At 32.6% G+C, this 10,871-nt stretch carries 8 protein-coding genes; 6 read left to right on the top strand and 2 right to left on the bottom strand.

Going from position 1 to position 10,871, the window contains the following annotated elements:
* Positions 1–220: transposase (locus tag L866_RS0107405; RefSeq protein ID WP_025730637.1), on the bottom strand; the 220-nt coding region annotated here is incomplete at its 3' end.
* Positions 221–445: 225 nt separating this feature from the next.
* Here L866_RS0107405 and L866_RS0107400 point away from each other — a divergent pair.
* Positions 446–2,410 carry a DUF2075 domain-containing protein gene (locus tag L866_RS0107400; protein ID WP_025730635.1) on the top strand — a complete coding sequence of 655 codons (1,965 nt, stop codon included), beginning with the start codon at positions 446–448 and terminating at the stop codon, positions 2,408–2,410.
* Between the two features lie 143 nt (positions 2,411–2,553).
* Here the strand turns inward: L866_RS0107400 and L866_RS0107395 are convergent, their stop codons facing one another.
* A complete protein-coding gene (locus L866_RS0107395; RefSeq protein ID WP_025730633.1) occupies positions 2,554–3,378 on the bottom strand; it encodes a Cof-type HAD-IIB family hydrolase in 825 nt (274 codons plus the stop codon).
* Positions 3,379–3,555: 177 nt separating this feature from the next.
* Here L866_RS0107395 and L866_RS0107390 point away from each other — a divergent pair, with 177 nt between their 5' ends.
* From L866_RS0107390 to L866_RS09520, 5 genes are all read left to right on the top strand, one after another.
* Positions 3,556–4,305: an alpha/beta fold hydrolase gene (locus L866_RS0107390; protein WP_025730631.1), complete on the top strand. Its 750-nt coding sequence runs from the start codon at positions 3,556–3,558 to the stop codon at positions 4,303–4,305.
* Positions 4,306–4,381: 76 nt separating this feature from the next.
* Positions 4,382–4,744: a metal-sulfur cluster assembly factor gene (locus tag L866_RS0107385; RefSeq protein ID WP_025730630.1), complete on the top strand. Its 363-nt coding sequence runs from the start codon at positions 4,382–4,384 to the stop codon at positions 4,742–4,744.
* Between the two features lie 212 nt (positions 4,745–4,956).
* A complete protein-coding gene (clpB, locus tag L866_RS0107380; RefSeq protein WP_025730628.1) occupies positions 4,957–7,554 on the top strand; it encodes an ATP-dependent chaperone ClpB in 2,598 nt (865 codons plus the stop codon).
* 337 nt (positions 7,555–7,891) lie between these two features.
* Positions 7,892–10,558, top strand: coding sequence for a bifunctional acetaldehyde-CoA/alcohol dehydrogenase (adhE, locus tag L866_RS0107375; protein ID WP_025730626.1), 2,667 nt, complete (start codon positions 7,892–7,894; stop codon positions 10,556–10,558).
* Positions 10,559–10,739: 181 nt separating this feature from the next.
* On the top strand, positions 10,740–10,871 hold a 132-nt coding region (locus L866_RS09520), incomplete at its 3' end, for a transposase (RefSeq protein ID WP_025730625.1).

Below are 10,871 nucleotides of genomic sequence, written 5' to 3'. Positions count from 1 at the left end.
CTACCCGCGTTGTAAAGTCTCGTTCATAATAGCCATTTCTTTGACTCTGACGACTTTCGGATCGTTCATAGTCATCAGCCTGGATATATTCTGTTCGCTGATTTTCCATCAACTGGTTGAACACTGTTGTCAAAATGTTTTTAGACACATCATCTTTTACCGAATGTTCAATAATGCTTTGAACCTCTTCGCTATTCAGTGTAAAATGTACTTGGGGCATATAAAGTCCTCCTGGGTAGGTTTTCTGGTAAAAACATTGTACCGTAAAAGGAGCTTTATATGGCCTTTTATCTTTTACACAATTATATGGACTTTATCTTTCGATGAATTGATCAGAATTATTTTAAATCTATACTATGATATAATAAAATTATATTTAGTAAAATACTTTATATTTAATATTATATTATATTTTATTTACTATCAGCTAATTTGGAGGAAGATAATGAACTGTTATTATGATAATAAAATTTCAAATTTTCTTAAGGATGATTCGAATAAGATTCAAGGTATTATTAATAATCGTAATCAATTATTTGATGCAGGTATAAAAACTCAAAAATCATGGCAAATTGAAATAAATATTTTAAAGAATCAGTTAAGAGAATTTGAAGGCGATATTATATTTGAATATACAATACCTCGTATAGGAAATAGAATAGATGTGGTTGTTATAATTCATGGCATTTTATTTTTGCTAGAATATAAAACTAATGATAAACAGCACAGAAAATCTACAGATGATCAGGTTATGGATTATGCGCTAGATCTCAAAAATTTTCATAAAGAGAGTAGAGATAGGTATATTGTGCCAATAAGTGTTGCAACTGATGCACCATATTTTAATTATGAAATAGCAATATGTGACGATAAAATTTTCAGAGTAATTCGAGCAAATAAAGATTCAATTAAAGAGATCATTGAAAGTATTTTGAAAGAATTTAGTGATACTGAGATAGATGCAAAGCAGTGGATTAATTCAGAATATTTCCCAACACCAACAATTATTGAATCAGCTAGATATATGTATGCTAATCATGATGTTAAAGATATTTCAAGGTCTGATGCATCTGCTGAAAATTTGACTCACACAACAAATTCAATTAATAAGATCATAGAAAATTGCAGAAAATTTAATGAAAAAGCAATATGTTTTATAACCGGAGTTCCAGGTGCTGGAAAAACTTTAGCGGGATTAAACATTGCAACTCAAAATAGAAATAGAAGCGAGAATGAGAAAAGTAATTCTGTTTTTTTATCAGGAAATGGACCATTAGTAACAGTTTTACAGGAAGCATTGGCTAAAGATTTAAAATACAGAGAAAATGTTAAAATAACTCAAGCTAGACGACAAACAATTAGTTTTATAAATAATATTCATAAATTTCGAGACAATTATATTACTAACAATGATATCCCTTTTGAAAATATAGTTATATTTGACGAAGCTCAAAGAACATGGACTAAAGATCAACTTTCAAAATTTATGAAAGAAAAGAAAAATACTCCCAATTTTCAAATGTCAGAACCAGAGTGTTTATTAGAAATTATGGATCGCCATAAAAACTGGTGTGTTGTTGTCTGCCTTGTAGGTGGTGGGCAAGAAATTAATACAGGAGAAGCAGGTATTCAAGCATGGATCGATGCATTAAGAAAAGATTTTAGTAGTTGGAAGCTATTCATATCAGATAGATTAAATGAAGTGGAATACGTGGGAACATCAGAACTTACTGAGATTATTAAAGATATTGATTATGTGTACAAGTCAGATTTACATTTAGGAGTATCGTTAAGGAGTTTTAGAAGTGAAAAACTAGCTTCTTTTGTACATGCAGTTCTTGATGAAAAACAAGAAAAAGCGAAAGATATATATAATGAAATTCAAAACTATCCAATCTTGATTACAAGAGACATAAATAAAGCAAAAAATTGGGTAAAAAATATTAAAAGAGGAACTGAAAAAGTTGGTGTTTTAGCGAGTTCCAATGCAATTCGTTTGCGACCATATGGTATTTGGGTAAAATCCAATATAAATGTTTGTCATTGGTTCTTAAGCGATGAAATACATCCTGAATCTTCAAATGCTTTAGAGCAAACTTGTACAGAATTTGATATTCAAGGTCTTGAGCTTGATTATGCTGTAGTAGCTTGGGATGGTGATTTCAGGATAAAAGATGGAATTTGGAATTATTATAATTTTAGAGGAGATAAATGGGAACGAATTAATAAAAGTGAAAAAAGACGCTATAAATTAAATGCGTATAGAGTTTTACTAACAAGAGCTAGACAAGGTATGATAATATTTGTACCTTCAGGAGTAGATAAAAGTATTGATCATACAAGAGATAAAAAAATATATGATGAAACATATAATTATTTGTTAGGGTGTGGGTTTCAATCAATTGATTAGATTCTCTCTGGTTTTGATTTGGTAAGTTACAATTCAATATTAGAAAAATATAAATTTCTTAATTGAGACAGGCGAATAAACACGTTTCAATAATTTATTGAAACGTGTTTATTCGCCTGATAACACATTGAATGATATTCAAGTTATTCTTCATCCATATTTAATTCAAAATATTCATTTAAGTAACGAGCTAAACCATTTTCATCGTTAGTATATTCTGTTACGTAATTAGCAACAGCTTTAAGTTCAGGGATTGCATTTTTTAATGCAACGCCGTGATGAGCGAATTCAATCATTTCTAAATCGTTAGCTTCATCACCAAAGGCCATAGTATCTTCATGAGCAATGCCGTAATATTCCATTAAGTGCTTTAATGCTAATCCTTTGTGCACGCCATTAGCTACCATTTCTAAACATGGCATAGCGCCACCCCATGTGCGTACGTCAATAACTTCACCATATCGTTCAATTAACTGATTTTTTACACTCTCTTGATCTTCTTTAGCAGTAAATATAGTGACTGCAGTTGGATCAACTTTAAGAACATCTTTTGTTAATAAGATAGGTTTTGGAGTTGATTCAGGGAAGAATTGATTGACAGGTAGTTGATGACTAGTCGCAAAAATATGATTTCTTTCTTCAACGATAATTAAGTCACTATTTAATTCTTTATAGTTTTGACTCACGTCAATGGCAATTAATCGATCAAGTCCGACATGATATTCTCCTTGCCACTCAGCATCTTTAGGATAATGGCATAATGCACCGTTAAAATTTACTAAAGGTTGATCAATATTAATTTCATCATAAATTGCTTTTGAATTACGATAAGGACGACCAGTAATAATTATAACTAAATGACCTAAAGTATCTAATTTTCTTAAGACATTGATAGTATAAGAGGATAATTGAGACTGGTCATTTAAAGTAGTTCCATCGAGATCAATTGCGATTAATTTTTTGTTCATGAGTACTCCTTTTTATGATTTGTATTTTTTATAAATTCGTTTAAAATAGCTATTAACAGATTTCAATAAAATGATAATCATATTGATTTACTGATTAAAAATTATACCATAAAATAATAAGAAAGAACATTTCTTAAAACGATATTTATTTATCATACCATAAAAGGACGTGATTGAGTGATTCAAATTGAACATCAAATGATTAATAATATTCCTATTTTAGAAGTTGATAAAGTAGATAACAATGTACAGAAAAAACCACTAATGATTTTATATCATGGTTGGAAAAATTCAAAGGAATCGATGATGAACTGGGCAGTAGATGCTGCACAACATAATTTTAAAGTAATTATACCTGATGCAGTTAATCATGGCGATCGACATTCTAAAGCGTATACGCCAAATATGTTTTTAGATTGTATTTTTCAAAATGTAAAAGAATGCGATGAAATCATCAAGTGGTACCGAAAAACAAATAAAATTGACGACACAAAAATTGTTGTAGGTGGACAAAGTATGGGAGGAATAACAGCGAGTGCTTTATTAGTTGAGTATGATCATTTGTCAGCAGGAGTATCTTTGATGGGAAGCCCTGATTTAATTGGATTAACTTTATATTTTATGGATAAAGGTGATGAATCTTTGAATCAAGCAGAGGATATTTTTTACATTATGGAAAAATTAATGGCGTTATCGTTGAATCATCAAGTTGATACTTTAGATGGTCGTCCATTTTTTATTTGGCATGATGAGCAAGACCAATTAGTACCTATTAAATATGCACAATCATTTTATGAAACTTTTAAAAATAATCCTGCACTTAATCGAACTAAAGCAGTTTGGACAAATAATAGTGGACATAATGTTCCTTTTCGCGTCATTCAGTTAGCTAATCGATTTATTACGCATGAATTAAATATAAAATAGCCGATTGTTACAAAAAATATTATAGATTTGTTATAATATAAATGATAGTCGATAAAGCTTAGTAGGAGGGAAGAAAATGACAGTTAATGAATTAAATAATGAAAATCAACCAAATGAAATTAATGAAGAAGTAGAAGCTATAAAAAAACAGATTTTGACAGCGTTAGAAACCGTTATTGACCCTGAATTAGGAATTGATATTGTCAATTTAGGATTAGTTTATGATGTTGACTTAGATGTTAACGGACTCTGTACAGTTCAAATGACATTGACAACAATGGGTTGCCCTCTAGCAGACGTAATAACAGATGAAGTTCATCGTGCATTAATATCATTGGAAGCAGTGAATGATACAGCTGTTAAATTAGTTTGGTATCCAGCATGGACGCCAGATCGTATGAGTCGTTACGCACGTATTTCATTAGGAATTAGTCGTTAATTAATTGAAATAAATGAAGCAGTTACTCTAAGGAGACTGCTTTTTTTTATGAGTACGACTTTGGATTGATTTTGCTAAAACCTGGAACATTTTTATTGACCTATACTGACCAAGTGATATACTAAGGTTAGAAAAAGTCAAAGATGACTTCGACATATATTTTGAATTTAATAAAAATAAATATATCTCAAGTCATCGGTTAGGAGGAAAAAATGGCAGTCGAAAAAATGACCACAACACTCCAACAAGCAATTGGAGATAGTCAAAAAATTGCTCAAATAAGAAAGCATCAAGCAATTGGAATTCCTCATTTGTGGAAAGTTTTATTACAACCTGATCATTTTGCATATCGTTTATATGAAAAAAGTGGGGTACAAATTGACACATTAATTAAAATTGTTGATCAAGAATTGGATCGTATAGCTACTGTTGAAGGAGAATCAATTCAATATGGGCAAACGATGAGTCAGGGGCTTTACCGCTTATTTACAAATAGCGAAAAAATAATGAAAACTTATCAAGATGAATATTTGTCAACAGACGTATTACTGTTAGCGTTATATGAACAGAAAAATGAGGCAATTACAAAGGAATTAATTAGTCAAAAGATTGATTACTCAGCAATGAAACAAATCGTAGATGAAATGAGAGGAGGAGATCGTGTGATTTCTCAAAATCAAGAAGAACAATATGAAGCATTAAGTAAATATGCGATTAATTTAAATGAACAAGTAAAAAGTGGTAAACAAGATCCAGTAATTGGTCGGGATGAGGAAATTCGAGATGTGATTCGAATTTTATCAAGAAAAACAAAAAATAATCCAGTATTAATAGGAGAACCAGGTGTTGGTAAAACAGCGATAATTGAAGGTTTAGCGCAACGAATTGTTAGACGTGATGTGCCTGAAAACTTAAAAACAAAAATTATTTATTCATTAGATATGGGGTCCATGATAGCTGGTGCCAAGTATCGTGGAGAGTTTGAGGAACGTTTAAAAGGTGTACTAAAAGAAGTAAAAAAAGCTGAAGGCGAAATCATCCTATTTATTGATGAAATTCACACGATTGTGGGTGCTGGAAAATCTGAAGGGTCAATGGATGCAGGAAATTTACTTAAACCAATGCTTGCTCGTGGCGAATTACACTGTATTGGTGCGACAACTTTGGATGAATACCGTGAATATATGGAAAAAGATAAAGCGCTTGAACGACGTTTTCAACGTGTGATTGTTTCAGAACCAACTGTTGAAGATACCATTAGTATTTTGCGTGGTTTAAAAGAACGTTTTGAAATACATCATAGTGTGAACATTCAAGATAATGCATTAGTTGCTGCTGCAGTGTTAAGTCAACGTTATATTACAGATCGATTCCTACCGGATAAAGCCATTGATTTAGTAGATGAAGCATGTGCAACTATTCGTGTAGAAATGAATTCAATGCCTAATGAATTAGATCAAGTCACACGTCGACTAATGCAACTAGAAATTGAAGAGGCTGCTTTAAAGAAAGAAAGTGATGAAGCATCTAAAAGACGATTAGATCATTTGCGTGAAGAACTTAGTGAATTACGTGAAGAAGCTAATAAAATGAAGATGCAATGGGAAATTGAAAAAGATCAAGCAGAAATTTTACGTTCGAAACGAGAAGCTTTGGATAAAGCACGTCACGAATTAGAAGAAGCGGAAGGTGCTTATGACTTAGAACGAGCAGCAGAATTACGTCACGGCATTATTCCCAACTTGGAACACGAACTAAAAGAAATTGGTGAACAAAAACATGGTGAGCGGTTAGTTCAGGAATCTGTTTCAGATGACGAAATTGCACGTGTAGTTGGACGTTTGACAGGCATTCCTGTTACACGATTAATGGAGGGTGAGCGAGAAAAATTATTACATCTCGATCAAGATTTACATCAACGTGTTATCGGCCAAGATGAAGCAGTAGAAAAAGTGAGTGATGCAGTTTTAAGATCACGAGCGGGATTACATAATCCAAATCGACCAATCGGCAGCTTTCTATTTTTAGGACCAACTGGAGTGGGAAAAACAGAATTGGCAAAAGCATTAGCCGAAAACTTATTTGATGATGAACATCATATGGTTCGGATTGATATGAGTGAGTATATGGAAAAATTTGCAGTATCTCGTTTAGTTGGAGCACCTCCAGGGTATGTTGGCTATGAAGAAGGTGGCCAACTAACAGAAGCAGTTCGTCGTTCACCATACAGCATCGTGCTTTTAGATGAAATTGAAAAAGCTCATCCAGATGTTTTTAATATTTTGTTACAAGTACTTGACGATGGACGATTGACTGATTCTCAAGGACGAGTAGTCGATTTTAAAAATACTGTTTTAATTATGACAAGTAACATAGGGTCTCAACATTTATTAGATGGTGTAGATGAAAATGGAGAAATAACTCCAACAGCTAAAGGGCAAGTTGAACAAATTTTAAAACGTACATTTAAACCAGAATTCCTAAATCGAATAGACGATACTATCTTCTTTTCACCGTTATCAAAAGAGAATATAGCTGGTATTGTGAGAAAAATGATGAAACAATTAAATCACCGTTTAATTGAGCAAAATATTACAATCGAGTTAGGTGATGATGTTTATGAATGGATTGTTGAACACGCATATGATCCAATATATGGTGCACGTCCAATTTCTCGTTTTATTACAACTCATATCGAAACACCTTTAGCAAAAGAATTAATTAAAGGAAAAATTATCAGTGATTCAATTGTAACGGCTCACTTAAATGAATCTAAATTATCTTTTACGAGTCAAACAATAACTGAATAAAACAAGTTGAATAATAAAAAAGTATCTCTCAATGATTGGATAACTATCTAATTATTGAGAGATTTTTTATAGTCATAACATGTCAAAACAAATATAGAATATTAAATCAAGCTTTTTTAAAACCTTTATAAATAAATAAGTTAAAAAAATCACAAGTGGATGCGTTTCCATATGTGCTAAAACAATAAACTATATAATTTTTTCACAAATTTATTTTCATAAACTTCGATTATGACTAATATTAAAGCAAAAATTTATGAAAATAGCTTTACAAAATGAAAACGATAGGTTATTATATACATGTGAAATAAATCACCAACTTACAGGAGGATGTCAAATGGCAACAAAAAAAGTAGCTGAAAAATTAGTAGAAAAAGAAGTAGATAAAAAAATGGAAGCTGAAATCATGGTAGATAAACTTGTTAAAAAAGGTTTGATTGCATTAGATAAAATGCGCGAACTTAATCAAGAACAAGTGGATTATATTGTGGCTAAAGCCAGCGTTGCTGCTCTTGATCAACATGGTGTATTAGCTAAGCATGCTGTTGACGAAACAAAACGAGGCGTTTTCGAGGATAAAGCAACAAAGAATTTATTCGCTTGCGAGCATGTTGTTCATAATATGCGACATACAAAAACTGTAGGAATTATTGATGAAGACGAAGTTACAGGATTAACCTTAATTGCTGAACCAGTGGGTGTTATTTGTGGTATTACTCCAACAACTAACCCAACTTCTACAGCAATCTTCAAATCATTAATTGCCTTAAAAACACGTAATCCAATTATTTTCTCATTCCATCCATCAGCGCAAGAAAGTTCAGCACATGCAGCACGTATTGTACGAGATGCAGCAATCGCAGCTGGAGCGCCAGAAGACTGTGTTCAATGGATTGAATCTCCTAGTATGGAAGCAACAAGTGCATTAATGAATAATGAAGGGATAGCAACCATCTTAGCGACAGGTGGTAATGCCATGGTTAAAGCAGCTTACTCATGTGGTAAACCAGCATTGGGTGTTGGCGCTGGTAATGTACCTGCATACGTAGAAAAATCAGCAGATGTTCGTCAAGCTGTTCACGATATTGTAATGAGTAAATCATTTGATAATGGGATGGTATGTGCTTCAGAGCAAGCAGTTATTATCGATAAAGAAATTTATAAAGAAATGATTGAGGAATTTAAATCATATCGGACATATATAGTAAATGATCGTGAAAAAGCTTTATTAGAAGAGTTTTGTTTTGGTGCAAAAGCATTTGGAGAAAACTGTGCTGGAGCGCATTTAAACGCTAATATTGTAGGTAAACCAGCAACTTGGATTGCAGAACAAGCAGGATTCAAAGTGCCAGAAGGAACTAACATTTTAGCCGCTGAAGTATCAGAAGTTGGGCCAAATGAACCATTAACACGTGAAAAACTATCGCCAGTTCTAGCTATTTTAAAATCAAATTCTCAAGAAGAAGGCGTGAAATTCGCTCGCGAAATGGTAGAATTTAATGGATTAGGACACTCAGCAGCAATTCATACAAAAGACGAAGAGTTAGTAAAAGAATTCGGTCGTCAAATTAGAGCTATTCGTGTCATTTGGAACTCACCTTCAACATTCGGAGGAATTGGTGATGTTTACAATGCATTTATCCCATCATTAACTTTAGGATGTGGATCATATGGACGTAACTCAGTTGGTGATAACGTTAGTGCAATCAACCTCTTAAACATCAAAAAAGTTGGGAGACGTAAAAATAATATGCAATGGTTTAAAGTACCTTCAAAAATCTATTTCGAACGTGACTCAATTCAATATTTACAAAAAATGAGAAACGTTGAAAAAGCGATGATTATTACAGATGAATCCATGGTTAAACTTGGTTTCTTAAATCGTGTAATTGAACAATTAGAATTACGTTCTAATAAAGTAATTTATCAAGTATTCTCAGATGTTGAACCTGATCCAGATATTACAACAGTTGAACGTGGCGCTGAAGTAATGAAGAGTTTCCAACCAGATACAATTATTGCACTTGGTGGGGGATCAGTAATGGATGCGGCTAAAGTTATGTGGATGTTTTATGAACAACCACAAATTGACTTCCGTGATTTAGTACAAAAATTCATGGATATCCGTAAACGTGCGTTCAAGTTCCCAGAATTAGGTACAAAAGCAAAATATGTAGGTATACCGACTACTTCAGGTACTGGCTCAGAAGTAACACCGTTTGCTGTTATTTCAGATAAAAAGAATAATCGCAAATATCCATTAGCTGATTATTCATTAACACCAACAATTGCAATTGTAGATCCTGCATTAGTAATGACTGTTCCTGACTTTGTTACGGCAGACACTGGTATGGATGTATTGACACATGCTATTGAGGCATATGTTTCAACAATGGCTAATGATTATACAGACGGTTTAGCATTACAAGCTATTAAACTTGTCTTTGAATATTTAGAACGTTCAGTAAAAGATGCTGACTTTGAGTCAAGAGAAAAAATGCATAATGCTTCTACAATGGCTGGTATGGCGTTTGCCAATGCTTTCTTAGGAATTTCTCACTCAATGGCACATAAATTGGGAGGATTCTTCCACACTGTTCATGGACGTACAAATGCGATCTTGTTACCATATGTTATTCGCTATAATGGTACTCGTCCAGCTAAAACTTCAACATGGCCAAAATATAACTATTACCGTGCAGATGAAAAATATCAAGATATTGCGCGTTTATTAGGAATTAAAGCAGATACGCCAGAAGAAGGTGTAGCTAACTTAGCTAAAGCAGTTTATGAATTAGGTGAACGTGTTGGCATCAGTATGAGTATTAAAGGCCAAGGGGTAGATGAAAAAGAATACATGGATACAATTGAAGAAATTGCATATTTAGCATACGAAGATCAATGTACTCCTGTTAATCCTCGTTTAGCCTTAGTAAGTGATATGAAAGAAATATTAGAAGATGCATACTATGGATATAAGGAACGTCCAGGTCGTATCAAATAATATAAAATATAAATAATGAATTAAGGACGAAGTATTATCATAACAATCGATAATACTTCGTTTTTTTATAAAATAAAAGTTTTGATAAAGTCCATATAATTGTGTAAAAGATAAAAGGCCATATAAAGCTCCTTTTACGGTACAATGTTTTTACCAGAAAACCTACCCAGGAGGACTTTATATGACCCAAGTACATTTTACACTGAATAGCGAAGAGGTTCAAAGCATTATTGAACATTCGGTAAAAGATGATGTGTCTAAAAACATTTTGACAACAGTGTTCAACCAGTTGATGGAAAATCAGCGAACAGAA

The sequence above is a fragment of the Atopobacter phocae ATCC BAA-285 genome (assembly GCF_000526675.1).
Lineage (GTDB): Bacteria > Bacillota > Bacilli > Lactobacillales > Aerococcaceae > Atopobacter > Atopobacter phocae.
The sequence above is the reverse complement of the archived record's forward strand: the minus strand, read 5'-3'. Positions and strand labels throughout refer to the sequence as shown.

Bases quoted from the DNA above. Each gene is read 5' to 3' on its own strand.
- L866_RS0107400 (WP_025730635.1), top strand. From the start codon at position 446: ATGAACTGTTATTATGATAATAAAATTTCAAATTTTCTTAAGGATGAT.
- L866_RS0107395 (WP_025730633.1), bottom strand. From the start codon at position 3,378: ATGAACAAAAAATTAATCGCAATTGATCTCGATGGAACTACTTTAAAT.
- L866_RS0107385 (WP_025730630.1), top strand. From the start codon at position 4,382: ATGACAGTTAATGAATTAAATAATGAAAATCAACCAAATGAAATTAAT.
- clpB (WP_025730628.1), top strand. From the start codon at position 4,957: ATGGCAGTCGAAAAAATGACCACAACACTCCAACAAGCAATTGGAGAT.
- adhE (WP_025730626.1), top strand. From the start codon at position 7,892: ATGGCAACAAAAAAAGTAGCTGAAAAATTAGTAGAAAAAGAAGTAGAT.